The sequence below is a fragment of the Kribbella endophytica genome (genome assembly GCF_054781295.1).
In genome coordinates, this window is the sequence record NZ_BAAGUR010000003.1 from 866,221 (window position 1) to 892,334 (window position 26,114).

Consider the following 26,114-nt stretch of genomic DNA (forward strand, 5'->3'; position numbering starts at 1 on the left):
GGGGCGCTGTCGCAAACGCTGTCGAACACGTCGTATCCGCCACTGTCGAACGGGTGACCGGATTCCTACTGTGAGTCCGGTACCCCCGGTTATGAGAGGAGTCACCAATGGACGAGTTCGCCACCGCTGACGCTGCCGAAGGCGGCCCGGTGCCCGACGCACTGAAGGCCCTGTTCAACGACCCGGACGGCGTGAAGGTGCAGCCACTGCCCTGCGCGCTGCCGGACGAGAAGTCGATGGGCGTGCATTTCGCGGCGGGAGCCCGGACCGTGCCTCATCGTCACGAGAACGGTCAGCACCTCGTCATCACCGACGGAGTCGGCATCGTCGCCGACGAGCACGCGGTCCACGTCGTCAAGGCCGGCGACGTCGTCACCAACCCGCCGGGCGGCTGGCACTGGCACGGCGCGACGCCCACCTCGGCGATGTCGCACGTGACGGTCGAGGGCGAGGACGCCGGGCTGGATCTCGACGTGGAGCAACGCGATTGGGAGTCGACCTACACCTCCGATCTCGGCACCTGATCGAACCGCGACCGACGACCTCCAGGAGATCTGACCCCATGGCACTTCCCTACCCGACCCAGCCCGGCGACGTCGACCACATGATCACCAACGACCACGCCGCGGTGAACCGGCTGTTCGAGCACCTCGAGGCCGGACGCGGTGATCGGCAGATCCTCGCCGACCAGGTCTGCTTCCAGGTCGCCCTGCACGCCGACGCCGAGGAACGGACCTTCTACCCCGAGCTCAAGCGACTCGGCCGCGACGACGACGCCGAAGAACTGATCGCCGAGCACGCGGAGGTCAAGAAGCTGGTCAAGACCGTCGAGCAGTCCACGCCGGGTGACCCCGAGTTCGAAGACGCGCTGGCCGCGATCATCAAGGACATCCGCGAGCACGCCCACGAGGAAGAGACCATCTTCCTGCCGATGATCCGCGAAGGCGCGGGCCCGGAGCGAATGGCCGAACTCGGCGAAGAGTTCCTGGCGGCCAAGCGCACCGCTCCGACGTACTCGCACCCGGCCGCGCCGTCGAGCGGTCTCGGCCACAAACTGGCCGACGCCGGCGCCGCGGTGATCGACAAGCTGCGCGACAAGGCCAGCGGACGGATCCACGTCCTCGGGACGGACGCCTCCGGTCTGCTCGATCCGCAAGCGCAGCGGCTCGTCGACACCTTCGCCGGTCTGGATCCCAAGCCGATCGAGATCCTCAAGCCTGACCAGGCGCGTCGTCAGCCGACGTTGGTCGACGCGGTGCACGCCATCCTCGCGGACGACGGCAAGTCGACCGATCCCGAACCGGTGGGCTCGGTCGAGGACGTCAACCTGCTCGGTGACGACGGCGAGCTGCCGGTCCGGATCTACAAGCCACAGAACGCGGGAACGGCGCCCTTGCCGGTGATCCTGTGGATCCACGGCGGCGGTTTCGTGCTGTACGACGTCGACACGTACGACGCCTCCTGCCGCGGGCTGGCCAACAGGTCCGGCGCGATCGTCGTCTCTCCCGAGTACCGCCGGGCACCCGAGCACGTCTTCCCGGCCGCGCACGACGACGTACTGGCCACCTACCACTGGCTCCAGGCCAACGCCGCCCAGCTCGGTGGCGACCCGGCCCGGATCGCGATCGGTGGGGAATCGGTCGGCGGCACCATGGCCGCGGCCACTTCCTTGCAGCTGAAGGAGTCCGGCGCGCCACTGCCGGTCGCCCAGGTGCTCGTGTACCCGCTTACGACGGCCGAGCAGTGGGGTGACTCGTTCGCCGACGCCGCGGACGCCCGCCCGCTGAGCAGGCCGCTGCTGTCCTGGATGGCGATGCACGCCTTGGAAGGGGTTCCCGAAGCAGCCACCGATCCTCGCATCGCCTTGCTGGACGTGGGCAAGGAGGAGCTCGCGGGACTCCCGCCGACGCTGGTGATCACCGCCGAGCGCGACGTGCTGCGTAGCCAGGGCGAGCAGTTCGCCACGAACCTCGAGACGGCCGGCGTCACGGTCGTCCACAGCCGTTACGACGGCATGATGCACGAGTTCTTCGGCGCCGCCGCGGTGCTCGACAAGGCCGGCCAGGCCCAGCAGGAAGCCGCCGATCACTTCGCGGCCGCTTTCCGCACCCACTGAGTCGACGAGCGCGGGAGAGCGACATGCCCGGCCCGGTACGGCGCGGGCAGCGCCCGCGCCGTACCGCTGCGTCCGATCAACCGGCCGTGGACGCGGGGCGTGCCCACGCGGCAGGGTTCGGCCTGCTGGCGATGGACCTCCATAACGCCCCCGGTCTCGACGAGACCGTCTCCCGGGCCCTGCGGTTCGCGCACCAGGTCGTTCCCTGCGACTTCGCCGGCCTCATGCTGCGCGACGACAAGAACCGGTACCACCCGGTCGGGGTCTCCGATCCGCGCGCCGCGGCTGCCGTCGAACTGCAGGTCATCACCGGCGAGGGGCCGTGGCAGTCGCAGGTTCCCGCACCGCGCAGCATCCTGATCCAGGACACCATCGACGATCCCCGGTGGCCGCGATGGGGACCGCGGGTCGCCGGAATCGGTCTGCGCAGCCTGCTGAGCATCCGCTTGTCGACAGCGCGGGCCGAACTCGGTTTCCTGAACTTCTGCTCGACCAACCGAGGCCGGCTGGCCGTCGCGGACAACGCGGTCGCCTACCTGCTGGCCTGCCACGCGGCCATCGCCATCGATTCGGCCCAGCAGACGGCGACCCTGACGCGAGCCATCGAGGCCCGCACGGTGGTCGGTCAGGCCCAGGGAATCTTGATGACCACCTTCGGCATGGACGCCACCCAGGCGTTCGCGGTCCTGCGCCGCTACTCCCAGGACGCCAACGAAAAGCTGGCCGACGTAGCCCGCCGCGTCATCGAAACCCGCCGCCTCCCCGTCTACCGCCCCGCCCCACTCCGTACCAGACCCGAATGGCGCCCCGACGGCCGCCGGCAGTACTACGACGCGGAGTAACTCACGCCTGTTCTTCTCTCCAACGCGAAGGGGGTGTCCGGCCGTGTGGCTGGACACCCCATTCGGGTGTGGTTGGTGCTTGTTTGTCAGGTCAGGCTGGTGCCCAGGGCCTGCCAGTCGAGGACGGGGGCCGCGAGGTCGCGGATGGTGGCCAGGAGGCCTAGGCGGGCTGCCTTGACCTCGGGGTCTTCGGCCATCACCAGGATCTCCTCGAAGAACGTGGTGATGGGCTCGACCAGGACGCTGGCTGCCGGGACGAACTCGGCGAGGGTGGTCGGGGCCGGGGTGACCTTTTGGACCGCCTCGTGCAGAACTACCTCGGCGGGCTCCGTGAGCTTGCCTGCGTCGTACGTCGGGTTGGTGTCCGGCGGGACGATTCGGCGGGCGCGCTGGAGTACGGCGACGAGCTCGGCGAAGCCGTCCGTCTCGACCTGGCGCTGGAGCTCCGCCAGGGTCTCGTCGGCGAGTGCCGGGGCCTCGGCCAGCGGGAGTACTGCGGCGACCTGGAGATGGTCGTCGCCGCGGTCGATCAGTTGCTGCTCGTACCGGCGTACGGAGAACTCGGAGACCTCGGCCAGCGACTCGGCCGGTACGTCGATGCCCTGGGCACCGATCTGTTCCGCGGCGGCGGCCAGACCGACGGGCAGCGTGATCGCGCGCAGGTCCGGGTGCTCGCGCAGGATCGCGACCACGCCGGCCGCGGCCCGACGCAACGCGAACGGGTCGGAGCTACCGGTCGGCTTCGCACCGATCGCGAAGAGCCCGGCCAGCAGGTCGAAGCGATCCGCCAGCGCGAGCAGCGCACCCGGCTTCGTCGCCGGCACGGGGTCACCGGCCGAGCGCGGCAGCTCCATGTCGAACAGCGCCTGCGCGACCGCCTCGGTCTCACCGGCGCGACGCGCGTACTCGCGCGCCATCGTCCCGGCCAGGCTGGTCAGCTCGACGACCATCTGCGAACCGAGGTCGAACTTCGCCAGCTCGGCGGCGCGGTTCAGCGTGGTCAGCTCGTCGCCGCTCAGTTCGACGACAGACCCCAGCGACTGCGCGATCCGCCCGATCCGGCCGGCCCGCTGGGCCATCGAGCCGAGCTTCTGCTCGAAGGCCAGCTTGTCCAGCTCGCCCTTCATCGTCTCCGGCGAGGTCTGCAGGTCGGCGCGCCAGAAGAAGCTCGCGTCCTCGTACCGGGCTCGCAGAACGCCTTCGTTGCCACCACGTACGACGTCCGGCTTGACCGAACCGTTGGCCACGGCAACGAAATGCGGGAGCAGCTTCCCGTCCGCCGAGCGCACCGGCAGGTAGCGCTGGTGCTTGCGCATCACCGTGGTCAGGATCTCGGCCGGGAGATCGAGGTAGCCCGGCTCGAAGCTGCCCAGGATCGCGGTCGGTTCCTCGACCAGGTTGACGATCTGGTCGATCAGCGCGGACTCGCCCTCGACGTCGACGCTGCCGTCGACCGTTGCGGCCAGCTCCTGCGCCGCCTCGACGATCTGCGAACGCCGGCGGGCCGGGTCGGCCTCGATGCCGTGGATCCGGAGCAGGTCGAGGTACCCCTCGGCGGCCGCGATCTCCACAGTCGGCTGCGCCGCCGTACGGTGCACGCGCGTGATGCGTCCGGCAGTCAGCGTCGACGCGGCGACCGGGACGACCTGGTCACCGAGCAGCGCGACCAGCCAGCGCACCGGCCGGGTGAACGACAGCTTCGCGTCGTTCCAGCGCATGTTCTTGTCCGACCGCAGACCGGTGACGATCTCACTCAGTACGCCGCTCAGGACCTCCGCTGCGCCGCGGCCCGGGTCGGGCTTGGTCACCGCGACGTGGACCACACCGCCGACGTCCAGGTCGTGCAGCTCGGACGGGTCGACCCCCTGACCGCGGGCGAACCCGGCGGCCGCCTTCGTAACGTTGCCTTCGGCATCGAATGCCGCGGCCTTCTTCGGGCCGCGGGCAACCTTCTCGGCGTCCGGCTCGAACGCCTGCACCTCGGTGACGAAGGCAACCACGCGCCGCGGTGTCGCGTACGTCGTCACCTTGCCGTGGCCGAGGCGCGTCGCCGCCAGCTTCTCGGTGAGGGCCTTGCGCACCGCTTCGGCGGTCTTGGCGACCTCCGACGGCGGCATCTCCTCGGTACCGATCTCGAACAGCAGCTGGCGGGTCCCGCTGACCTTCGGGAACTCGGTCGGCTCCGGGGCCGCGGGCGGCAGTTCGGCCTTGCCCAGCGGGTACTCCAGCTCGGTCCGCCGCTCGGCCCACAGCTGCGCGACCTCACGGGCCAGCGTGCGCATCCGGCCGAACGCCTTCGCGCGTTCCGTCGTACTGACCGCACCGCGGGAGTCGAGCACGTTGAAGGTGTGCGAGCAGCGCAGCACGTTGATGTGCGCCGGGACCGGCAGGCGCGCGTCGAGCATCCGGCGCGCCTCGGCGGCGTACTCCTCGAACAGCCGCTTCTGCGACTCCACGTCGGCGTCGTCGAGGTAGTAGCGGCTCATCTCGTACTCGGCCTGGCCGAACGCCTCGCCGTACGAGATGCCCGGCGCGTACGCGATGTCCTTGAAGTGCGAGACGCCCTGCAGCGCCATCATGATCCGCTCGATGCCGTAGGTGATCTCCACCGACACCGGGTCCAGCGTCATCCCGCCGGCCTGCTGGAAGTAGGTGAACTGGGTGATCTCCAGCCCGTCCAGCCAGACCTCCCAGCCGAGTCCCCAGGAACCGGTCGCCGGGTTCGCCCAGTTGTCCTCGACGAAGCGCACGTCGTGGGCGTGGATGTCGATGCCGAGCACTTCCAGGCTGGCCAGGAACAGTTCCTGCGGGTTGCCCGGATCCGGCTTGAGCACCACCTGGAACTGGGTGTGCGTCTGCAGCCGGTTCGGGTTCTCGCCGTAGCGGCTGTCGTCGGGGCGCACACTCGGCTCGACGTACGCGACCCGCCACGGCTCGGGACCCAGCACCCGCAGGATGGTGGCCGGGTTCAGCGTGCCGGCACCCACCTCGGTGTTGAACGGCTGCACGACCATGCAGCCCCGGTCGGTCCAGTACTTCGTCAGCGCGAGCAGCGCGTCCTGCATGGTGAGCACGACAACAACCTCGGGTTCGGTATGGGGATCTCAAGACCCCAACAGCCGGGCAAGCCGCCGGGATCGACCTCCGAAGTCTATTAGCCCCGGCCGAGTGCTCGCGCCACGCGTCACCGCCCGACCACTGAGGGCCGTCGCGAGGGCGTTGGAATTGCGTCGACGGACTGTCGTGGGGTGGCTTAGCGTGGCGGGCGTGACCAGACCTGTGCACGCGCCTGTCGTTCACTGATTCAACCGTTCCCGCTCCCCGGCGCCGCTCGGCGGCCGGGTGAGCCGCGCTGCCCTCTGGACACCTTCTTCGCAGCAGGAACGGCTGATGAAAACACTTCTCGTCATCGACGACGCGTGGTCGGCGTCGCGCGCACTCCGAACCATCGATCGGGGCTCCCACCTCCTCTGGCAGGGCGACTGGCACAACGGCAGGCAGGTGATCGCCGCCATCAAGCGGCGCCTGAGACCGGGTGGGTCCGACTTCGCCGAGTACCGCCGCGGGCGGGCTCGGCAGGTGCGGGCCGTCAACTCCGTCTTGGTGCGGCTCGACTCCCAGTACGAGCTGGCCGTACGGCGGGCGCCCGACGTACGGAGGGCCTGTCGCGAGGCATATGGGAAGCCTGATGGCGAGCGGTTGGTGCCTTTGCAGGAGCTGCTGGGAGTGATCGGGGCTCATCAGCTGCGGGTGAAAGGCGTGCCCGTGCCGGCGTTGGGTGCGCGGATTCATCCCTACTACGGGGTGTTCGCGCCGACGCGTTCGGAGTACGTCGAACTGGTGGTCGAGGCGCCTTTGACGGGCAGGACGGCGTTCGACGTGGGGACGGGGACCGGGGTGCTTGCGGCTGTGCTGGCGCGGCGGGGACTCGCGGTGACAGCGACCGACATCAGCCCTCGTGCGGTGGCCTGTGCGCGCGACAACTTGGCGCGGCTCGACCTACCCGCCGATGTTCTTCGCGCGGATCTGTTCCCACCCGGCCGGGCGGACCTGATCGTGTGCAATCCGCCGTGGATCCCGGCCCGGCCGATCACCGCGCTCGATCACGCCGTGTACGACGACGGCAGCCGGATGCTGAGTCGGTTCTTGGCCGGCGTACGCGATCATCTGGAGCCCGGCGGTGAGGTCTGGTTGGTGCTGTCGGACCTGGCCGAGCATCTGGGGTTGCGGACTCGGGCGGAGTTGCTGGCAATGGTCGAGCGGGCTGGGCTGGAGGTCGCCGGACGGACGGACGTCGTACCGACGCATCGACGGAGTGCTGACCGGCGTGACCCGCTGGCGGCGGCTCGTGCTCAGGAGGTGACGTCGTTGTGGAGACTCAGGTGATCTCGTGGAGGTGGGACTCGACCCAGGTGCGGAGGGACGACAGCGGGACGGAGACGCTGCGGCCCAGGTCGGTCAACGAGTACTCGACGTGCAGCGGTACGGCGGGGAAGATCTCGCGGTGGAGAAAGCCGGCGTCCTCCAGGCGGCGCAGGGTCTGGGTGAGGACCTTGGGGCTGATGCCTTCGAGGCGGCGCTGGAGTTCGCCGAAGCGGAGGGCGCCGGGTTCGAGCGCGCCGATGGCAAGCGCGGCCCACTTGTTCGCGAGCAGGTCGAGGACGTCGCGGCACGGGCACTGGGCGGCGTACACGTCGTGCTTGTCGTGCTGGCCGGTGGCACAGGTGGCGGTCATCGAAGCCCTCTTTCGCGGTAGTACTTCCCGATGGATAGTAGCAGTCCTTGCGGGAAAGTACGGTCCAGAAGATAGCTTCACCGGCGTCAGAACAGGCGTTGGAAGGAGCGGGATGAGGGCGATCAGCCAGGACAAGTTCGGTGGGCCGGAGGTGCTGCGGCTCGTCGACGTGGAGCGGCCGGAGCCGTTGCCGACCGAGGTGCTCGTCCGCGTGCACGCGGCGGGCGTGAACCCGGTCGACTACAAGACCCGCGAGGGCAGCGGCGTGTCCGGCGTACTCGGCAAGCCGCCGTTCGTGCTCGGGTGGGACGTCGCGGGTGTCGTCGAGCAGGTCGGGCACGGGGTGCACACGCTCGAGGTCGGGGACGACGTCTACGGGATGCCGTGGTTCCCGCGGGCGGCTTCGGCTTACGCGGAGTACGTCACTGCGCCCTCGCGGCAGTTCGGTCGCAAGCCGGCGAACTTGTCGTACGCCGAGGCGGCGGCGCTTCCGCTGGCCGGGCTGACGGCTTGGCAGATCCTGACTGCGGCGGCTCATGTTGAGGCTGGGCAGCGGGTGTTGATCACGGCGGCTGCTGGTGGGGTCGGGCATCTGGCGGTGCAGTTCGCGAAGGAGCTCGGGGCGTACGTCGTCGGCACGGCGAGCGCTGGGAAGCACGAGTGGTTGCGTGGGCTGGGCGCGGATGAACTGGTCGATTACCAGAGCGCTGCGGTTGATGAGGTTGTGGCGGATGTGGATGTGGTGGTCGACCTGATCGGGAGCGAGACGACGCTGGATCAGGCGATCAAGGTGCTGCGGCCCGGTGGGCGGTTGATCGCCGTACCGTCTGGGACGTCGGCGGAGTTGGTGGAGAAGGCGCGGGCGGCTGGGGTGCGGGCGACTGGGTTCCTGGTCGAGCCGGACGGGCATGCGCTTGGGGAGATCGCTCGGCTGGTCGAGTCCGGTGCGGTGAAGGTGGAGGTCGAGCAGGTGTTCCCGCTCGCGGAAGCGGCCGAGGCGCATCGGCGGATGGAGTCGGGGCGGACGCGGGGGAAGCTGGTGCTCGACACGATCAACTAGGCGTACGGCGTACGGGTGGTAGCTGAGAACCGGCCTGCGGAGGGTGGTTCGAGAGGCGGCGGCTCTGACGCGGAGGGCTGTGATGAGACTGGGAGACCTCCGGCGTGGGTGCGTGGCCGGAGTATGTGAAGCTGGAGGCGACCGGCGCGTCCTGTGTGAACGGCTGCGCACCGGGCACAGGTCAGGAATCACGCCGCCCCGCGTGGTGACTTGACCTCAACCGTGGTTGAAGTTTCAAGCTGGTGTAGCTGAGACAGGACATCGGAATACCGGCCCCCGCGCGGGCCCTGACGAAGGAGCAGAGTTGACCACGTACACGCTTCCCGACCTTTCCTACGACTACGGCGCACTGGCGCCGCACATCGCCGGGGAGATCATGGAGCTGCACCACTCCAAGCACCACGCCACCTACGTGAAGGGTCTGAACGACACGCTCGAGAAGCTGGCCGCGGCCCGCGAGAGCGGCGACTTCGGTTCGATCGTCGGGCTCGAGAAGACCCTCGCCTTCAACCTGGGCGGGCACGTCAACCACTCGATCTTCTGGAAGAACCTCTCCCCGGAGGGTGGCGACAAGCCGGACGGTGAGCTGGCGGCCGCCATCGACGAGTCGTTCGGCTCGTTCGACGCGTTCCAGGCGCACTTCACCGCGGCGGCGACGACCATCCAGGGGTCCGGCTGGGCCATCCTCGGCTGGGACGCGCTGCAGGGTCAGCTGCTGATCCACCAGCTGTACGACCAGCAGGGCAACCTGCCGGCCGGCCAGATCCCGCTGGTGATGCTGGACATGTGGGAGCACGCCTTCTACCTGCAGTACAAGAACGTCAAGCCGGACTACGTCAAGGCGTGGTGGAACGTGGTGAACTGGGCCGACGCCCAGGCCCGCTTCGACGCCGCCCGCACCAACGCCGGCGGCCTCATCACCGTCGGCTAGTCGAACACCTGCAGCGTCCGGAGCACACCGCTCCGGACGCACCGCAGGTCATCTCTGCCCGCGCCCCGACGCCAGTCGGTCGACCGCTTTCTCGATGCGGTTGGCGCGGGTTTCCGGTTTCTTCGCCTCTTCGATGCCGAGGACGAACCAGCGGCGCTGGCTGTACGACAGGGTTTGGTAGAAGTCCTTCGCCTTCGGACTGGCTGCCAGCGCTTCGGCGAAGTCTTCCGGTACGGCGACCTCGCGGGGTGCTGTGTCCAGCTCGAGGGTGACCTCGACCTCGTCACCGCCTGCGACACCGGCCGCAGCCCGGTTCTCGGCGCTGACGCCGACCATGTACGCGCCGCCCATCACCGCGACCGTGCTGCGGTACGTGTGGCTGCCGATGGTCACCTGGACGGCCGGCTTCTTGCCCGCGCCGAAGGACTCGACGATCTCCGGCGGCACCTCGATGCCGACCTTGGTGGTCCCGATCAGGACGGTCCGGAACTTCATCCGAAGAACTCCTTCAGCGCGGCAGCCATCACGGCCGGGTCGACGTTGTGCTCCTGGCCGTCGAGCGTACGGTGACTGCCGTCCGCGAGACCGGCAACGACCGCCTGGTTCCCGTCGACCATCCACTGCCACGACGCCCCACCCGTGAGCACCCGCGTCGGCACGCTCACCTTGGCGACCGCGTCGACCGGCACCGAGTAGTCACCCATCACCGTCGCGTCGTACGCGAGTGTGTGCGCGATCGCCTCCTGCGCCGGCCACCACGGCGACTCCTTCGCCATCGCCACGAACTCCGGCGGCAGCCCCACAACCTCCGCCATGAAGTACTCCGCCGCCTTGTCCCGCCGCCCGGCCGCGACGAAGTCCCGGAAGATGTCGGCCAGGTTCGCGGGAGGCCGCGGCCGACCGCCGTCCAGCATGTACGGCGGCTCCCACAGCACCAGCCGCGAGATCGGACGCCCGGACGCCGTCGCGAGCAACGCCAGGGCCGCGCCGGACGACGTACCGTACAAGCTCGCCGATCCACCCGCCGCCGCGAAGATCGCGTCGAGGTCCTCGAACTCCCGCTCGACGGCGTACTCGGCCGCGTCGCCGGAGTCGCCGCGGCCGCGGCGGTCGTAGTTGTAGACGGTGAAGTTCTCCGCCAGCAGCGCGGCCAGCGGCGCGTTCGACATCCGGTCGACGGAGCCTCCGCAGACCAGGACGACCGCGGGTCCCGCGCCGAGCCGGTCGTAGGCGATCGTCGTACCGTCGGCCGAGGTGACCTTGTCCATTGGTGTTCTCCTAGCGCTCAAGGGGCCGCGATCCCGGCCTCACACCACTGCGTCGAACACCTCGCCCCGAGATCGACACGACCCCGGAGAAAGTTTCAGCAGGCGGCAGCGCGGTCGAGCAGCAGCGCTCGTTCCCGCTCGTTCCGGGTCAGCGAAGCGGCCCGCTCGAACTCCGCTCGCGCCTCGTCCAGCCGCCCGAGCTTGAACAGCAGATCACCGCGCACGCTCGGCAGCAGGTGGTAGTCCTTCAGCGCCGGCTCGTCGAGCAGCGCGTCGACCGCGACCAACCCGTTCTCCGGCCCGAACGCCATCGAGATCGCGACCGCGCGGTTCAGCTCGACCACGGGCGAGGGCACGACAGCAGCCAGTACGGCGTACAGGCCGGCGATCCGCGCCCAATCGGTGTCGTCCGCCTCGGCCGCTCGCGCGTGACAGGCGGCGATGGCGGCCTGCAGCAGGTACGGGCCGGGCTCGCCCTCCAGCGCCCACGCGCGGTCGATGCTCTCCAGCCCGCGGCGGATCAGCAGGCGGTCCCAGCGGCGGCGGTCCTGGTCCAGCAACAGGACCGGCTCGCCGTTCGGACCGACGCGGGCCTTCGCGCGGGACGACTGCAGTTCCATCAACGCGAGAAGGCCGTGCACCTCGGGCTCCTCCGGCATCAGCTGGGCGAGCAGCCGGCCGAGCCGGATCGCCTCGTTGCAGAGCGTCGGGCGCATCCAGTCGTCGCCTGTGGTCGCCGAGTAGCCCTCGTTGTAGATCAGGTAGACGACCTCGAGGACGGACCCGAGGCGGCTCAGCAGCTCCTCGCCGGTCGGGACCTCGAAGCCGACTTCGGCCTTGGCCAGGTTCTTCTTCGCGCGCACGATCCGCTGCGCGATCGTTGCCTCGGGCGCCAGGAACGCGCGGGCGATCTCGTCGGTCTTCAACCCGCCGAGCAGCCGCAGCGTCAGGCTCACGCGGGCGTCGGTGGTGATCACCGGGTGGCACGCGGTGAACACGAGCCGCAGCAGGTCGTCCTCGATGGTGTCCTCGAGGATCGCCTCCACGTCGTCCTCGACCGACTCACCGTCGATCTCCAGCTCGTGCCCCATCTCGGCGAGCTTGCGCTGGTAGGTCTCCTTGCGCCGGATCAGGTCGATCGCGCGCCGCTTGGCGATCGTCATCAGCCAGGCGCCCGGGTTCCGCGGTACGCCGGACTCGGGCCACTGCTCGAGCGCCGCGACCAGCGCGTCCTGCGCGAGCTCCTCCGCCAGCCCGACGTCGCGCACGATCCGCGCCACCCCGGCCACGATCCTGGCCGACTCGATCCGCCAGACCGCGTCGATCGCCCCGTGCGTGTCCGTCACCGTCACCCGACCGATAGAACAGCACGCAAGGGGTCAGAGCAAGCCAGTACGACGGGGAGCGGGCGTCCGGCGTACTCGGAAATCTTTTGGGTGGGTGTGTCGATCTGGTGGTGAGCCGGTCGACGTGAGAGTAAGTGATCGACCGATGAGCGAGGGAGTGGGCAGCAGATGCGTTTCATGATCATCAACAAGGCGGACGAGGCGAGCGAGGCCGGGCGGATGGTGAGCGACGAGATCGCCGCGAACGTCGGGGCGCTGGTCGACGACCTGTCGAAGGCGGGTGTGCTGCTGGTTGCCGAGGGCGTGCACCGGAGCGCGCTCGGGGCGCGGGTGAAGGTGAGTGGCGGCAAGCGGACCGTCACGGACGGGCCGTTCGCCGAGACCAAGGAGCTGATCGGCGGCATCATCATCGTCGAGGTCCGCAACGCCGACGAGGCGATCGAGTGGGCCGCCCGGCTGGCCGAGGCGCTCGACCAGGAGGTCGAGGTCCGCCGCGTCGTCGACGAAGCCGACTTCGGACCGGACTCGGACCTGTTCAGCTGACCGTCAGGACGTCCTTGGTCAGTTCGTAGAGCCGCTGGGCATTGGCGGGATCGAAGGTCGGCAGCGAAGGATCGACCGGCTTGTCGAGTGCGCGCAGGATGAGGCGCTCGGCGGGCTGGTCGTCCATCAGAGCGATGGTGCCGCGAATGCTGTCCTCCGGGGACTTCGCGAACACCTTCCCCAACGCGCGGGCCACCGTCCGGTGGGGCTGCGGCAGGTGATTGGTGCCGCTGTTGGTGTACCACGGGCGCAGCTGCAGGTACTTCGTCCGGCCGTCCGGATGGTTCTGCACGTAGTGCACCCCGAGCAGGTCGTTGGCGCGGCCGGCGCTGACCATCGCCTTCACCATGCCGTACTGCGAAGTGAACTGCGGGTCGGCCCAGTTCACCGCGCCCTTCGTGAGCCCGGTCGCGCCGATGCTGACGACGAGCGGCGTGTCGCCGCGCTCGAGCAGTTCGGTGAGCCGGTAACTCAGGATGAACCGGCTCACGTAGTACAGCGAGAAGACCCCCTCGAACCCATCGACCGTCTCGTGCCGCTTCACGAACGGCATCAGCTGGGTCAGCACCAACCCGTCCAACGCCTCGTGGCGCGCCTCGATCTCGGCGACGACCCGATGGTTCTCCGCAACCGAACGCAGGTCCGCGCGGACGAAGCCGGCCCGCTCCCCCGCGCCGATCGCCAAAGCGTCGGCAAGGAACTGCTCGCCGCGCGCCGGCGTACTGCCGATCACCGTCACCCGCGCCCCCTGCCGCAGGTGGTGCAGCGCGATCACGCGGCCCATCCCGGTCGTGCCGCCGGCTACTACGACGTTCTTCATCCCAGCCTCCATCCCTAAGTCATCGATCGATGACTTGCCCTGAGACTAAGCACCAGCGCGCTACCATGTCAACGATCGATGACTTGCACTCCACGGGGAGGACCGGATGGCGCACAAACGCGATCGTGAGGCGACCCGGGCCCGGCTGCTGGACTGCGCCCGCGTCCGCTTTGCCAGGGACGGGTACGACGGCGCGAGCGTGCGCGACGTCGCCGGGGACGTCGGCGTCGACCCGGCGCTGGTCTTCCGCTACTTCGGCTCGAAGTCGCAGCTCTTCACCGAGGCGATGGCCACCTCGACCGCGCCCGTGATCCTGCCCGACGGCCCACTCGACGAACTCCCGGCGAAACTCCTGCGCGACCTCGTCTTCGAGGACTGGGCCGAGTACGCCGGCGAGCACCCGCTCATCGCGATGCTCCGGTCAGCGGGCCACGAGGACATGCGCGACCGCGTCCGCGAGCAGGTCTGCAACGGCTACCTCGGCGTACTCAAAGAACTTGCTGACGGCAACGATGACGCCGAGCTCCGGACCGAGCTGTTCGCCGCGTGGCTGCTCGGCATCGGCATCCTCCGCACCGCCGTCGGCACCCCGACCCTCGCCAAGGCGACCGAGCAAGACCTGCTGCCCCACCTAGCCACCGTCGGCGAAGCCCTCTTCGGCCGCCCGATCCCTATCCCTGCAACGGATTAAGGCGTGTCACCCGTCGGGTGGTAGGCGCAGGCGTCGCGGAGGTCCTCGGTCGGACCAGGCGGCGGCGTGGCCGGGCGGTTCAGCTTGCCGGTGGGCGGAGTCGTCGGCGGCTGAGTGGTCGTGACCGGCTCGTGGTCGAGGGCCTTCTCGATGGTCTCGCGCAGGCCGTCGTAGTCGGGGTGCAGGTACTTCAGCTTCAGCTTCGACTGGTCCAGCGCGACGTTCGAGACCGTCCCGGACTTCACCTTCAACCCGAGCTGGACGAGAGCCGGAAGAAGCTCCTGCGGGATGTCGGTACGGAGCAGGTTCTTGCCCGCTTTCGCGATCGCCTGGTACTTCGTCACCAGCGTCTTCGGGTCGGCCGCGTCGACAATGCCCTTGATGGCGCAGCGCTGGCGGATCTGGCGCTGGTCGTCGTCGGCGCCGTACCGGCCGCGGGCGAACCAGAGCGCCTTGAAGCCGTCGAGGTGCTGGTTCGGGCCGGGTTCGATCCACTGGCCGGGCGGGATGTGCGAGCTCGAGATCCCGCCCATCGCTACCCGCTCGTTGACGTTCACGGTGATGCCGCCGAGCGCGTCGACGATCTGGTCGAAGCCCTGCAGGTTCACCTGCAGGTAGTAGTCGATGTCGAGCCCGGTCGCCTCGCCGACGGACTGCTTGACCACGTCCGCGCCCTCGTTGTCGGACGGGCCGAGGATGCCGGGGTGCGCCTCGGGGATGTTCTGGTACATCGCCGTCAGCATCCACTCCAGCCGGCCGGTCAGGCTGAGCCCTTCCTTGCCGAAGCCGTTCGGGTAGATCTTGTGCAGCGGCGAGTCCTTCGGGAACGGCATGAACGTCAGCTGCCGCGGCAGCGAGATCAGCGCGGTGTCCCCGGTCCTGGTGTCGATGCTCGCGACGATCACGGTGTCGGTCCGTACGCCGATCCGCCCCTTGCCGTCGTCACCACCGAGCAGCAGCAGGTTGACCCGCGGCTTGTCCTCCCACGGGTCCTTCACGTTCACCGTCTCCGGCCGGGTCGCGCTCTTGCTGTCGCCCTGCGAGACGAACACGTTGGTGACCAGATCGCGCTGCGCGAGCACACTCTGTACGCCGACCGCCGCCGGCGCGCTGATCGCGAAGCACAGCACCCCGACGAAGACCGCGCCGGCCGCCCGCCCGGCGGGCCCACCCGTTGCCGGACGCAACAACCGGTGCGAGGCGACGACCACGATCACCCAGCCGAGCGCCAGCGCACCGATCCCGATAGCGACCCCGAGCAACCGGTTCGGCACGACGCTGGACTCGACGACGTCGTCGCGGCGCCAGAACCCGACGTACAGACCGAAGCCGATCAGCCCGAGGGTCAGCGTGAGCACGAACGCGCCGATTCGCCGGCGGCCGCCGAGAATCAGCCCGCTTCCGGGCAGGAACGCGCTGATCAGCGTCAGACCGAGCGATTGCGGCACGGTTCTGGCCCGGCTGTGCCGCCCGTCGGGCGTGCCGGTGTCTGTCCCCTTCGCGCGGGTGGCGCGTGAACGACGACCCATGGTTCCCCTGTCGATGCCCCGTGGCCTGGGAAGCAGGTACCCAGGCCGCACACTTGGAAAGACGCTGGGCGGGATCGATCGGTTTACCTCGATGGAAAGTCTACTGGCTCACACGCCACCCGCGGGGGTTCTAGCGGGACAGGTTTCTGAACTTACGCGCCGACAGCGGCAGGAACACGGCCACCAGGAGTAGCGGCCAGATCACCGCGCCGGCCAGCGCGTGCTCACCGATCCACGACCCGGCCGAGCCGCCCGGGTTGTCGAACAGCGCGCGGGCCGCGGTCGCCGTCGACGACATCGGGTTCCACTGCGCGACCGCGCCGAGCCAGTCCGGCATCGTCGCGGTGTTCACGAACGCGCTCGACAGGAATCCCACGGGCCAGATCGCGACCTGGATCGCGGTCACCGACTCCGCGTTGCGCACCGACAGCCCGATGAAGATCCCGACCCACAGGAACGCGAACCGCAGCAGCAGAAGCAACCCGAACGCCGCCAGTGCTTCCAGCAGCGACCCGTGCCACCGCCAGCCGAGCGCGAGCCCGGTCGCGGCCAGCACGATCAACGTGACCACCGAGTCGAGCATGTCCGCGATGCACCGGCCCAGTACGACGGCCGCCGAGTTCATCGGCAGCGACCGGAACCGGTCCGTCACCCCCTTCGCCGCGTCGGTCGTGATCGCGGTCATCGTGCCCTCCAGCCCGAAGAGCATCGACAGCGCGAAGATCCCCGGCACCAGCAGTTCGTAGTACGACGTCCCGCCCGGCATCTCGATCGCTCCCCCGAGCAACGCGCCGAACATCAGCAGCATCAGCACCGGGAAGAACCAGCCGAAGATCACCACCCCGGGCTGCATCCGCCAGTGCAGCAACGTGCGCTGGGCGATCGTCCAGCCGTCGGCCAACGCCCACCTCATGCGGCCACCCCCGATCCGGTCAGGTGCAGGAACACTTCGTCCAGCGTCGGTCGTCTCAGCGTGATGTCCTCCGGTTCGATCTGTACGGCGTGCAGCGCGGTGGCGACTTCCACCAGCGCCTTCGTGCGGTCCCGGACCGGGATGCTGACCGTCAGGTCGTCGATCCGGACCTCTCCATCGGCGTACCGCTCGACGAGCGCCTGGACCTTCGGTACGTCGGCCGGGTCGGCCAGGACCAGGTCGAGCCAGTCGCCGCCGAGCTGCGCCTTCAGCTGATCAGGGGTGCCCTCGGCAACTACCCGCCCCTCCTTCAGCATCGAGATCCGGTCGGCGAGCTGGTCGGCCTCTTCCAGGTACTGCGTGGTGAGCAGCACCGTCGTACCGGATCTCACGAGGTCGCGGACCGCGGACCAGACCTCGCGCCGACCGGCCGGGTCCAGCCCGGTGGTCGGTTCGTCGACGAACAACAGCGCCGGGGCGACGATCAGGCTGGCCGCCAGATCGAGCCTTCGGCGCATGCCGCCGGAGTACTTGCTCGCGGCCTGGTCCGCGGCGCCTTGCAGGGAGAACCTCTCGAGCAACTCGTCGGCGCGGTTGTGAGCAGCTTTGCGCGACAAGTGGTTGAGCCGGCCGAACAGCACCAGGTTCTGCCGGCCGGTGAGGATCTCGTCGACCGCGGCGTACTGGCCGACGAGCCCGATCCGCTTTCTGACCTCCTGGCCCTGCCGGCGGACGTCGTACCCGGCGACGCTCGCCTGGCCGGAGTCCAGCTCCAGCAGCGTGGACAGGATCCGGACCGCGGTGGTCTTGCCGGCGCCGTTCGGGCCGAGCAGTCCCACCACCGACCCGGCCGTCACCTCGAGGTCGAACCCGTTCAGGCCCGCCCCCTCGGTGCCGCCGGGGTAGTTCTTGCGCACGTCGTCCGCGACGATCACGCGTTCTGCAGCCACTTCCACCTCGATCTTCGTTGTTACTTCGGTACGGCGTACCGTACACCGTACGACTCAGGTACGATCGGGTCAACGACGAGCGGTTGGAGTTTGTTCCCGGTGAGTGGAAAGAAGTCCGCGGCGCCCGATCCGGCGCGCAGCCTGGCCCTGCTCTGGGGCAGTCACAGCAAGCCCGGCCGCTCCGGGCTGACCGTCCGCGCGATCGTCGACACGGCGATCCAGCTGGCCGACGCCGCCGGGCTGGAGTCGGTGTCGATGCGCCTGGTCGCCGAGCAGCTGAAGGCGGGGACGATGTCGCTCTACACGCACGTCCCGGGCAAGGGCGAGCTGACCGACCTGATGTTCGACACCGTGTACGCCGAGCTGTACGCCGACGTCGACGAGCCGGCGCGGCAGCCCGGTGGGTGGCGGGCCGGGATGGAGTTCGTCGCGCGGCGGAACTGGGACGTGCTGATGGCGCATCCGTGGATCCACGAGGTTCCCGCCGTACGGAGTGCGCTCGGGCCGAACATCACGCTCAAGTACGAGGCGGAGCTGCGGCCGTTGGACGGGGTCGGGCTGGGTGATGTGGAGATGGACTCGGCGCTGGCGCTGGTTCTCACCCATGTGCTGGGGACCGCGCGGGCAGCCGCCGAGCACCTGCGGACCCAGCGCGAGAGCGGGCTGACGGATGAGGAGTGGTGGCTCACGACGGGGCCACTACTTGATCGGTACATGGCTGGGCTGGCTGATCGGTTCCCGGTCGCGGGGCGCGTTGGGACGGCGGCCGGCGAGCAGTTCCAGGCGGCGATGGACGCCGACCATGCGTTCCGGTTCGGGCTGGACCGGATCCTGGACGGGATCCAGCTGCTGATCGACCAGCGTTAAAGATCGCGCGCCCGCGCCCTGCGGGCGCGCGAGGAAAAGAGGAGGGCCCGGGGCGATCGGCTTCGGCTAGACCGGGATGTGGGCTCCGGTGATCGCGTCGGAGTCGATCAGGAAGCGGATGGCGGTGGCGATCCGGCTTGGTGGGGTCCAGTTGGTGGTGTCGGCGTTGGGCCGGGCCTCGCGGTTGGTGGGGGTGTCGATGGTGCCGGGGAGGATCGTGTTGACCCGGATGTGGTCGGCGGCGTACTCGACGGCCAGGGCGTCGGCGAAGGCGATCACGCCGGCCTTCGAGGTGATGTAGCCGGCCGCGCCGGAGAACGGTTTGAGCGCCGTTTGGCTCGACGTACAGACGATCGCACCGCCGCCGTTGGCGATCAGGTGCGGGACGGCTGCCTGGGTGATCAGGTAGAGCGGGCGGAGGTTGAGCGTCAGCTGGCGCTCGAAGTCCTCGACCGGGGTCTCGTGGACGCGCTTGCCGGAGGCGAAGCCGCCGACGAGGTTGACGAGCGCGTGCAGCGGGGCGCTCTCGTCGGAGGTCGCCAACGCGACGACGTCCGCAACTCCTGCCGGATCGGACAAGTCAGCAAGCACCGGAGCCAGCGACTCGTTGGTCCCCAGCGCGGCCAGCGACTTCTCACTGCGGCCCGGTACGACGACCCGCCAGCCGCCTTCGAGCAGCTCGGCCGTAACCGCTCCACCCAACCCACCGGTGCCCCCGGCAACAATCACAGTCCGCTTCACCACAGCAGCGTATTACGCGCACCCCGGTCGCGCTGCTCACGGCCGATCGGGGGTGGGGACTTGAAGGGCGGGAGGCCAGGCCGCTACTCAGGCAGCGCGAGGGTGCGGCCGGCGTCTCGGGCGGCCTTGATGGACCTGGTGAAGGTGTCCTTGAGTGCCGCGGCCTCGTCGGCGAAGCCCTGGACCACGGCAGTGTCGCCGGCTGGTTCAGTGCGAGCGAGCAGCTCGATGTAGCGGTCGCCGTCCTCCAGCGCGGCCTCCGCGCGAAGAGCGGCATCGGCGGAGCGCACGCGGTCGGCGTACTGCTCGAGCAGCTCGACCTTCCGCCGGATCGCACCCACCGACCGCGACAGCGCACGACGTTGAGGACCGAGTACGGCGTCCAGCTCGGCCGTCGCCATCCCGCGCGCGACCTCCTGCTGGCGCGCCCGGAGCACCGACTGCTCGTGCAGCACCTGACCGAGGTCCCACAACTGCTCCGGCAGGACCAGCTCGTTCTGCATCTCGTCGAGCATCCCGCGCCGGGTAACTGTTGCCTCAAGCACCGTTTTCACCGCGCGCTGCGCCCGGCCGAGCAGCTTGCCGGACGGCTCGTCGAAGTCCTCGGCCAGCAGGTACTTCCCATGCTGCAACCGGACCAGCTTGCGCCCGCGGTCCTCGACCGCGGATCGCACCGCGACCCCACCGGTCGCGACCACCGCGAGTGCGGCCAGCACGACGGATACCCACGCCGCGGCAGCGGTCGGCAGCGTGATCGCGAGGATGATCACCGCGAGGATCCACCCACCGACGCAGACGGCGAGCCAGACCAGCATCGTGCCGAACGTGTTGCCGGGTGCCTCCGACCACGACGTCCGCCGCTTCGGCCGCGGCTGGTCGGCGGGCACGAACAGCTCGGGCCTGCGATCGAACAGCCGGCGTACCTCGTTCGGCACGCCCGGCGCGAACACCGGATCCATCGCCACCTCCCAACCGTCGACGAACGACACTCAGCGTAGCCGCGAGCGCACTGTTTCGAGGCGGACACCCAGCCCGTCGAGTACCAGTTGCAATCCGAACTCGAACAACTGGTCCAGGTCGAAGTCGAAATCGAACCCCTCCCCCAGTCCCTGGAACCCCGGCAACCCATCAGCCAGTACGGCGAGCCGATCCGCCTGCCCCTCCGCCCACTCGTCGGCAGTCAGCCCGGTGTCCTGCTCGGCCAACGCCTCCGACTCCAGGTTCAGCGCGACCCCGCGCACGTACCCGAACACCGTGATCGCGGCGTACATCGCCGTACTCGGATCAACTCCGAAGCGGCCGACCGCTCGCAGTACGGCGTCCGTGTGCGACAGCAGGCTGGGCAGCAACTGCGGTCGCCCGATCGTGACCGCGCCCGGCAACCACAGATGCTTCCGGTACGCCGCCCACTGCAGCCGAGCGGCCGTCTCGATCCCCTCGCGCCAGCCGGCCGGTTCGCCCGGCGGGAACGGGAAATCCGCGATCGCCCGGTCGACCATCTGCAGCACCAGCACGTCCTTGCCGCCGACGTGCCGGTACAGGCCCATCGTCGACACACCCAACTCGCTCGCGATCCGCCGCATCGACAGCGCGGGCAGCCCTTCCGCGTCGGCGAGCACGATCGCGACCCGCACGACCTCGTCCCGGCTCAACGCGGGCTCATCGGACCGGACCGGCGTACGGCGGGCGGCCCCGACGACCGTGCCGACGCCGGGCCGGGAGTGAACGAGGCCTTCCTGCTGCAGCGTCGTCAGCGCCTTCGTCGCGGTCGCCATCGCAACGCCGTACTCGCGCATCAGCTCGCGCGTCGACGGCACGCGCTCACCCTGGCCGAGCTCGCCGGCACTGATCCGCGCCCGGATCCCGGCGGCGATCTGCTGGTACGGCGCTGTCATGCGTTCTCCCTGGGTGCCCTAGTGCACGTGGACTGTGGTTCAGCTGCTCAGGCATCGTGCTGCGTACACCGTACAGCGCACTACCTCCAGGGAGATGACGATGAAGGTACTGATCAGCGGAGCCGGCATCGCCGGACCGGCGCTCGCGTACTGGCTGCAGCGCGCGGGCTTCACCCCGACCGTGGTCGAGCTCGCGCCTGAGCCTCGGCCCGGCGGGCAGACGGTCGACGTTCGCGGCGTCGCGCGGGACGTCGTCGATCGGATGGGCGTGATGCCGGCGGTCAAGGCTCGACAGCTGCACGAGAAGGGGCTCGCTTATGTGCGCTCCAACGGCAAGCGCGCGGCCGCCCTGCCTGCTGAACTGCTCGACGGCGCCGGGCCGGTCGCGGAGATCGAGATCCTGCGCGGCGACCTGTCGGAGGTGCTGCTCGCGGCGACGCCGGACGTCGAGTACCTGTACGGCGACTCGATCAGCGGGCTGACGCAGACCGACGAGGGGGTCTGGGTTTCGTTCACGAGCGGTAAAACGCGAGAGTTCGATCTCGTCGTCGGCGCCGACGGCGTGCACTCGCGGGTCCGGGCGCTCGCCTTCGGACCGGAGGAGGAGTTCGTGCACCACCTCGGCGGCTACGGCTCGTACTTCACGATGCCGGCGCCGGAGGATCTCGACGGCTGGATGAAGATCCACACCGCGCCGGGCGGCCGCTGGGTCGGGCTGCGTCCGGACCACGATCCGCGGTTCGCTCGCGCGCTGCTCAGCTTCCGCTCGCCGGTTCTCAGCTACAACCGGCGCGACATCGAGGAGCAGAAAGCCCTGCTTGGCAAGACGTTCCAGGGCGCGGGCTGGTACACCGCCGAGATCCTCGACGGGATGGTTGCCGCCGACGACTTCTACTTCGACAGCACCAGCCGGGTCGTCGTACCGGAGTGGTCGCGCGGGCGGGTCGTGCTGGTCGGCGACGCCGGGTACTGCGGTTCACCGCTGGCCGGTTACGGTACGGCGATGTCGCTGGTCGGCGCTTACGTCCTGGCCGGGGAGTTGGTTGCCGACGGCGACCATCGGCGGGCGTTCGCGGCGTACCAGAAGGTGATGCGGGAGTACGTCGTCCAGCGCAGCGCGCTACCGCCGGGTGGGATCGCGCTCGCGATGCCTCGGACCGCGCTGGGGATCCGCGCCCGGGATCTGATGACCGCGACGATGACGTCCCGGCCGTTCCGCGGCGTACTGGCGAAGGCCGCCGCGGCACAGCCGGACGCGATCGAGCTCGCGGACTACGCCGGGCTCACTCCGGCCACTCGGACCCGAGGATGACGTCGACGAAGTTCGTCCGCTCGAAGCCGGGAACGAAGCGGTCGAGCACGTCGGCCTTCACGTTGCCGAACGTGGTCGCCGGGCGGTGCTTGATGCCCTCGGTGAACGCGTGCAGGATCTGGTTCTTGAAGTCCGGCCGGGGGTGCGCGGCGACGATCGCGGCGCGCTCCTCGGCGGTGATCCGGTCCAGGCCGAGACCCAGTACGTCGGCCTCGACGCCGCGGGTGACCAGCGCGATCTCGGGCTTCATGTGCACCGGGACCTCGGGGGTCGTGTGCAGCGCGATCGCCGTCCAGACCGTCGTCGCGTCCTCCTCGGCGATGCCGCGCGAGCGCAGGAAGTCGGCGGCCGCGTCGGCACCGTCGATCTCGAAGCGCTGCATCGAGTCGCGGTAGCCGGCGGTCAGGCCGAGGTCGTGGAACATCGCGCCGACGTACAGCAGTTCCGGGTCGTAGCTCAGGTCGCGACCGTGCAGCGCGCCGAACAGGTACACCCGGCGCGAGTGGTCGTAGACCAGGTCGTCGGTCACGTCGCGGACCAGCTCGGTCGCCTCGGTGGCGAGCTTGCTGTCCGGGATCTCGATCCCTGCGATCACTGTCGTCAGCTCCTTCATCGGTGGTTTTCCCCAGCCTGACGCGGGCGGGGCGGCCGGCGTACGGGCGATCCGGACGGGTGACCCACCGATCCGGACACGCATACTGCTGGGGTGGAGCGTGTTGTCGTGGTCGTTGTGTACGACGGGGTCCGGCTGCTCGACGTCACCGGGCCGCTCGAGGTGTTCGCGGTGGCGAACGAGCAGGGCGGCGGGACTTATCGGTCGGTGATCGCGTCGCCTGACGGCTCGGACGTGGTGGCGAACACGGGGACTCGGCTCGGGGTGGATGTGAGCCTGGCCGACGTCGATGCGCGGGGCGCGACGCTCGTCGTGCCGGGCGGGCCGAACTGGTTGCACACGATCAGCGACGCCGGATTGATCTCTGCTATTGGGCGGTTGTCGGAGCAGTCCGCTCGTACGGCGTCTGTGTGCGCCGGCGCCTTTGCGCTGGCGGCGGCCGGGCTGCTGGACGGGCGGCGGGCGACGACGCACTGGGAGCTGGCCGATCAGTTGGCGCTGCGGTTTCCGGCGGTGCACGTCGACAGTGATGCGATCTTCGTGCAGGACGGGCCGGTGATCACGTCCGCGGGGGTGACGTCGGGGATCGACCTGGCTTTGGCGTTGGTGGAGGCGGATCTCGGGGCTGCTGTTGCGCGACTGGTCGCCAAGCATCTGGTGGTGTTCCTGCAGCGGCCGGGTGGGCAGTCGCAGTTCAGCGTGCGGCTGAGCGCCGGGCAGGCGCGGCACGAGCTGGTCCGCGGCGTGCTCGACTCGATCACCACCGACCCGGCCGGCGACCACAGCCTGTCGGCTCTGGCCGGGCGGGCCGGGGTGAGCGAGCGGCACCTGACCCGGTTGTTCCACGACGAGGTCGGTACGACGCCGGGGCGTTTCGTCGAGAAGGTCCGGGTCGAGGCGGCGCAACACTTGCTGGAGGCAACGACTGGCCCGCTGGACGTGATCGCCCGGCGTACCGGCCTGGGTACGGCGGAGACGCTGCGGCGGGCCTTCACCCGGGTGCTGGGGATCAGCCCGGGTGCTTATCGGAATCGCTTCCACACCAGCGGGATCACCAGCGGTCCCAGTGCAGCACCTCGTCGCGGGGAACCCGCTTCGCGGGCTTGAACTCGGTACCGATCGTGTAGGCCAGCGGGATGAACGCGGCCAGCATCACTTCGTCGTACGGGACATTGAGGGCCTCGGCCATCTCGCGTTCGAGCGGGCCCTGCGCGGAGGTCCAGACCGTGCCGAGACCGCGGGCTCTCGCAGCGAGCATGAAGCTCCAGACCGCGGGGAGGATCGAGCCCCAGGTGTTGGCCTGGGCGCTGACCGGCGCGTGATCCGTGCGGCCCTCGACGGCCGGGATGACGAACGCGGGGACGCGGTGGATGTTGTCGAACAGGTAGCGCAGGCCGTCGAAGATGCCCTCCATCGAGCCCGGCTGGTGGTTCATCCGGCGCAGGTCGTCGGGCGTCAGCGGGAGGCCGGGATCGGCGACCAGGGCGCGGCGGTAGATGTCGGCGATCTTGGCACGCTGGGTTTCGTCGGTGACGACGAGGAAGTGCCAGCGCTGCCGGTTGCGGCCGGTCGGGGCCTGGGTCGCCAGGTCGATGCACTGCTCGATCAGCTCCCGCGGTACCGGGCGATCGAAGTCGAGCCGCTTCCGTACAGCGCGTGTGGTCGAGAGCAGCTGGTCGGGGGTGAGGTCGATAGTCATGTGTTCAACTGTAGGCCAGCAGACAATCTTGGTAGAGATGGTTTACTGTCTCGTGTGGCGGACAAACCGACGTACTTTCCTCAGCTGGTGGCTTCGCGGCCGGACATCGCTCTGTGCCGGGCGGCGACGCAGGTGATCCGGGCGGGCGAGGCACATGCGGCTTCACAGGGGCTCGGGGCTGGGCATCAGTTGGTGCTGAAGATGCTGTCGGAGGTGGGGCCGACGTCGCAGCAGGCGCTGAGCGAGGGATTGCGGATCGATCGCAGCGTGATGGTGACGATCTGCGACGAGCTGGAGCGGACCTCTTGTGTGCGCAGGGAGCGGAACCCGCAGGATCGGCGGTCGTATGCGGTGACGCTCACCGAGACTGGCCGGGCCCGGCTGAAGGAGGCGGACGCCGCCGTACCGGAGTTCCTGGATCGGACCTTCGAGCCGCTGAGTGCGGCCGAGCGGCGGCAACTGTCAGCGCTGCTCGGCAAACTGCTGGGGGTCTAGTCGAGCGGTGAGACCCAGTCGGGGTTGCGGCCGAGGAGGGCGAGCAGGGTCTCGAAGTCGTCGGCGTCGCCGGGGACCTTGACCGAGCGTTCGAACGCGGCACCCGGGCCGCGGCTGCTCTCGGTGTCAGGGATCCGGCGGGCGAGGCTGAGCGCCATCTCGAGCATGTCGACCGGCGGTTCGTACGGTACGTCGATCGCCCGCGCCAGATCCCACGCGTGCACCACGCAGTCGAGCTGGTGGAAGGTCAGCGCCACCCGCCGCGGGAACGTCCCGAACTCGCGCACCTCGATCGGCCGGTCCAGCGCCCCACCATCGGCGAACGCCTCCGCGACCTTTACGTTGGACCGCCGGTAGGCGCCGGCCGGGTTGTCCCCCAACCGACCGCCGTTCCAGGTCTGCACGGGAGCCGACCCGTTCGCCGCCGCGGCCGCGAACCCTTCGTTGTCACTCACGATGTGCCGCAGCAGCCCACGCACAGTCCAGTCAGGGCAAGGCGTCGGGAACCACAGCTGCTCAGCCCGAACCTGCATCACCACTTCGCCGAGCACCGCACCGGCCCGCCGATCCAGATCCCGGATGTCCATCCGCGCTCCCTCCGTCGACCTGCCCTGACCGAGCATAGGCCCGCCTCCACCGCGCCGCCGGAAACCCGGCGCGGATCCAGGGTTAACCCGCACACCCGCAGGCGTGGGACCCACCGACGCCGAATCGCTGCCGCGCGCCACCCCACGCACTTCCGGCCGCA

Annotated in this window: 27 protein-coding genes; 12 read left to right on the forward strand and 15 right to left on the reverse strand. The window is 69.4% G+C overall.

What is annotated here, in order from left to right; genetic code table 11:
- The first annotated feature begins 107 nt into the window (after positions 1–107).
- The 3 genes from ACYVIO_RS30455 to ACYVIO_RS30465 all read left to right on the forward strand — a co-directional run bounded on the left by ACYVIO_RS30455 (position 108) and on the right by ACYVIO_RS30465 (position 2,958).
- Complete coding sequence (locus ACYVIO_RS30455) at positions 108–524, forward strand: cupin domain-containing protein (RefSeq protein ID WP_460654360.1); 417 nt, start codon at positions 108–110, stop codon at positions 522–524.
- A gap of 38 nt (positions 525–562) precedes the next feature.
- Complete coding sequence (locus tag ACYVIO_RS30460) at positions 563–2,116, forward strand: alpha/beta hydrolase fold domain-containing protein (RefSeq protein ID WP_460654361.1); 1,554 nt, start codon at positions 563–565, stop codon at positions 2,114–2,116.
- An 86-nt stretch (positions 2,117–2,202) separates the two neighbouring features.
- Positions 2,203–2,958 (forward strand): ANTAR domain-containing protein, encoded by a 756-nt coding sequence (locus ACYVIO_RS30465; protein ID WP_460654362.1) that lies wholly within the window; start codon positions 2,203–2,205, stop codon positions 2,956–2,958.
- 86 nt (positions 2,959–3,044) lie between these two features.
- Here the strand turns inward: ACYVIO_RS30465 and ACYVIO_RS30470 are convergent, their stop codons facing one another.
- Positions 3,045–6,023 carry a glycine--tRNA ligase gene (locus ACYVIO_RS30470; RefSeq protein ID WP_460654635.1) on the reverse strand — a complete coding sequence of 993 codons (2,979 nt, stop codon included), beginning with the start codon at positions 6,021–6,023 and terminating at the stop codon, positions 3,045–3,047.
- A gap of 325 nt (positions 6,024–6,348) precedes the next feature.
- On the opposite strand from ACYVIO_RS30470, the gene ACYVIO_RS30475 reads away from it, so the two are divergent.
- The gene (locus tag ACYVIO_RS30475; protein WP_460654363.1) at positions 6,349–7,344 is read left to right on the forward strand and encodes a methyltransferase; all 996 of its coding nucleotides are present in this window, start codon (positions 6,349–6,351) and stop codon (positions 7,342–7,344) included.
- Here the strand turns inward: ACYVIO_RS30475 and ACYVIO_RS30480 are convergent.
- Complete coding sequence (locus ACYVIO_RS30480; protein ID WP_460654364.1) at positions 7,337–7,693, reverse strand: winged helix-turn-helix transcriptional regulator; 357 nt, start codon at positions 7,691–7,693, stop codon at positions 7,337–7,339. The genes ACYVIO_RS30475 and ACYVIO_RS30480 overlap by 8 nt on opposite strands.
- Before the next feature lie 112 nt (positions 7,694–7,805).
- On the opposite strand from ACYVIO_RS30480, the gene ACYVIO_RS30485 reads away from it, so the two are divergent.
- Together ACYVIO_RS30485 and ACYVIO_RS30490 are read left to right on the forward strand one after the other, a co-directional pair.
- Positions 7,806–8,753 (forward strand): NADP-dependent oxidoreductase, encoded by a 948-nt coding sequence (locus ACYVIO_RS30485; RefSeq protein WP_460654365.1) that lies wholly within the window; start codon positions 7,806–7,808, stop codon positions 8,751–8,753.
- A 304-nt stretch (positions 8,754–9,057) separates the two neighbouring features.
- The gene (locus ACYVIO_RS30490) at positions 9,058–9,684 is read left to right on the forward strand and encodes a superoxide dismutase (RefSeq protein ID WP_344180851.1); all 627 of its coding nucleotides are present in this window, start codon (positions 9,058–9,060) and stop codon (positions 9,682–9,684) included.
- 48 nt (positions 9,685–9,732) lie between these two features.
- On the opposite strand, the gene ACYVIO_RS30495 is transcribed toward ACYVIO_RS30490, so the two are convergent.
- From ACYVIO_RS30495 to ACYVIO_RS30505, 3 genes are all read right to left on the reverse strand, one after another.
- Positions 9,733–10,179 carry a YdeI/OmpD-associated family protein gene (locus ACYVIO_RS30495; protein WP_460654366.1) on the reverse strand — a complete coding sequence of 149 codons (447 nt, stop codon included), beginning with the start codon at positions 10,177–10,179 and terminating at the stop codon, positions 9,733–9,735.
- Entirely contained in the window at positions 10,176–10,952 is a 777-nt protein-coding gene (locus ACYVIO_RS30500) for an alpha/beta fold hydrolase (RefSeq protein WP_460654367.1), read from the reverse strand. The genes ACYVIO_RS30495 and ACYVIO_RS30500 overlap by 4 nt, the downstream gene beginning before the upstream one ends.
- A 95-nt stretch (positions 10,953–11,047) precedes the next feature.
- A complete protein-coding gene (locus ACYVIO_RS30505; protein WP_460654368.1) occupies positions 11,048–12,304 on the reverse strand; it encodes an RNA polymerase sigma factor in 1,257 nt (418 codons plus the stop codon).
- A gap of 162 nt (positions 12,305–12,466) precedes the next feature.
- On the opposite strand from ACYVIO_RS30505, the gene ACYVIO_RS30510 reads away from it, so the two are divergent.
- Complete coding sequence (locus tag ACYVIO_RS30510) at positions 12,467–12,841, forward strand: YciI family protein (RefSeq protein ID WP_460654369.1); 375 nt, start codon at positions 12,467–12,469, stop codon at positions 12,839–12,841.
- On the opposite strand, the gene ACYVIO_RS30515 is transcribed toward ACYVIO_RS30510, so the two are convergent.
- Positions 12,834–13,661: an SDR family NAD(P)-dependent oxidoreductase gene (locus ACYVIO_RS30515; RefSeq protein WP_460654370.1), complete on the reverse strand. Its 828-nt coding sequence runs from the start codon at positions 13,659–13,661 to the stop codon at positions 12,834–12,836. The two genes, ACYVIO_RS30510 and ACYVIO_RS30515, sit on opposite strands and share 8 nt — an antisense overlap.
- Before the next feature lie 106 nt (positions 13,662–13,767).
- On the opposite strand from ACYVIO_RS30515, the gene ACYVIO_RS30520 reads away from it, so the two are divergent.
- A complete protein-coding gene (locus tag ACYVIO_RS30520; RefSeq protein ID WP_460654371.1) occupies positions 13,768–14,352 on the forward strand; it encodes a TetR/AcrR family transcriptional regulator in 585 nt (194 codons plus the stop codon).
- Here ACYVIO_RS30520 and ACYVIO_RS30525 read toward each other — a convergent pair.
- The 3 genes from ACYVIO_RS30525 to ACYVIO_RS30535 form a co-directional block, all read right to left on the reverse strand.
- Positions 14,349–15,881 carry an LCP family protein gene (locus ACYVIO_RS30525; RefSeq protein ID WP_460654372.1) on the reverse strand — a complete coding sequence of 511 codons (1,533 nt, stop codon included), beginning with the start codon at positions 15,879–15,881 and terminating at the stop codon, positions 14,349–14,351. The genes ACYVIO_RS30520 and ACYVIO_RS30525 overlap by 4 nt on opposite strands.
- A gap of 130 nt (positions 15,882–16,011) precedes the next feature.
- Positions 16,012–16,794: an ABC transporter permease gene (locus ACYVIO_RS30530; protein ID WP_460654373.1), complete on the reverse strand. Its 783-nt coding sequence runs from the start codon at positions 16,792–16,794 to the stop codon at positions 16,012–16,014.
- Positions 16,791–17,744, reverse strand: a complete 954-nt coding sequence (locus ACYVIO_RS30535) for an ATP-binding cassette domain-containing protein (RefSeq protein ID WP_460654374.1) — start codon at positions 17,742–17,744, stop codon at positions 16,791–16,793. The genes ACYVIO_RS30530 and ACYVIO_RS30535 overlap by 4 nt, the downstream gene beginning before the upstream one ends.
- 99 nt (positions 17,745–17,843) lie before the next feature.
- Between ACYVIO_RS30535 and ACYVIO_RS30540 the strand changes: the two genes are divergently transcribed.
- Positions 17,844–18,611: a TetR/AcrR family transcriptional regulator gene (locus ACYVIO_RS30540; RefSeq protein ID WP_460654375.1), complete on the forward strand. Its 768-nt coding sequence runs from the start codon at positions 17,844–17,846 to the stop codon at positions 18,609–18,611.
- 66 nt (positions 18,612–18,677) lie between these two features.
- On the opposite strand, the gene ACYVIO_RS30545 is transcribed toward ACYVIO_RS30540, so the two are convergent.
- From ACYVIO_RS30545 to ACYVIO_RS30555, 3 genes are all read right to left on the reverse strand, one after another.
- Entirely contained in the window at positions 18,678–19,352 is a 675-nt protein-coding gene (locus ACYVIO_RS30545) for an SDR family NAD(P)-dependent oxidoreductase (RefSeq protein ID WP_460654376.1), read from the reverse strand.
- Between the two features lie 83 nt (positions 19,353–19,435).
- Complete coding sequence (locus ACYVIO_RS30550) at positions 19,436–20,311, reverse strand: hypothetical protein (protein ID WP_460654377.1); 876 nt, start codon at positions 20,309–20,311, stop codon at positions 19,436–19,438.
- Between the two features lie 30 nt (positions 20,312–20,341).
- On the reverse strand, positions 20,342–21,247 hold the full coding sequence (locus ACYVIO_RS30555; protein WP_460654378.1) for a GntR family transcriptional regulator: 906 nt from the start codon (positions 21,245–21,247) through the stop codon (positions 20,342–20,344).
- A gap of 100 nt (positions 21,248–21,347) precedes the next feature.
- Between ACYVIO_RS30555 and ACYVIO_RS30560 the strand changes: the two genes are divergently transcribed.
- Entirely contained in the window at positions 21,348–22,559 is a 1,212-nt protein-coding gene (locus ACYVIO_RS30560; protein WP_460654379.1) for an FAD-dependent monooxygenase, read from the forward strand.
- On the opposite strand, the gene ACYVIO_RS30565 is transcribed toward ACYVIO_RS30560, so the two are convergent.
- Positions 22,531–23,172: an HD domain-containing protein gene (locus ACYVIO_RS30565; protein ID WP_460654380.1), complete on the reverse strand. Its 642-nt coding sequence runs from the start codon at positions 23,170–23,172 to the stop codon at positions 22,531–22,533. The genes ACYVIO_RS30560 and ACYVIO_RS30565 overlap by 29 nt on opposite strands.
- Before the next feature lie 93 nt (positions 23,173–23,265).
- Here ACYVIO_RS30565 and ACYVIO_RS30570 point away from each other — a divergent pair, with 93 nt between their 5' ends.
- Positions 23,266–24,279, forward strand: coding sequence for a GlxA family transcriptional regulator (locus ACYVIO_RS30570; RefSeq protein WP_460654381.1), 1,014 nt, complete (start codon positions 23,266–23,268; stop codon positions 24,277–24,279).
- Here ACYVIO_RS30570 and ACYVIO_RS30575 read toward each other — a convergent pair.
- On the reverse strand, positions 24,224–24,871 hold the full coding sequence (locus tag ACYVIO_RS30575) for a nitroreductase family protein (RefSeq protein WP_460654382.1): 648 nt from the start codon (positions 24,869–24,871) through the stop codon (positions 24,224–24,226). The genes ACYVIO_RS30570 and ACYVIO_RS30575 overlap by 56 nt on opposite strands.
- Before the next feature lie 54 nt (positions 24,872–24,925).
- Here ACYVIO_RS30575 and ACYVIO_RS30580 point away from each other — a divergent pair, with 54 nt between their 5' ends.
- Positions 24,926–25,366: a MarR family winged helix-turn-helix transcriptional regulator gene (locus tag ACYVIO_RS30580; protein ID WP_460654383.1), complete on the forward strand. Its 441-nt coding sequence runs from the start codon at positions 24,926–24,928 to the stop codon at positions 25,364–25,366.
- Here ACYVIO_RS30580 and ACYVIO_RS30585 read toward each other — a convergent pair.
- Positions 25,363–25,953, reverse strand: a complete 591-nt coding sequence (locus tag ACYVIO_RS30585) for a TIGR03086 family metal-binding protein (RefSeq protein ID WP_460654384.1) — start codon at positions 25,951–25,953, stop codon at positions 25,363–25,365. The two genes, ACYVIO_RS30580 and ACYVIO_RS30585, sit on opposite strands and share 4 nt — an antisense overlap.
- Positions 25,954–26,114 lie beyond the last annotated feature (161 nt).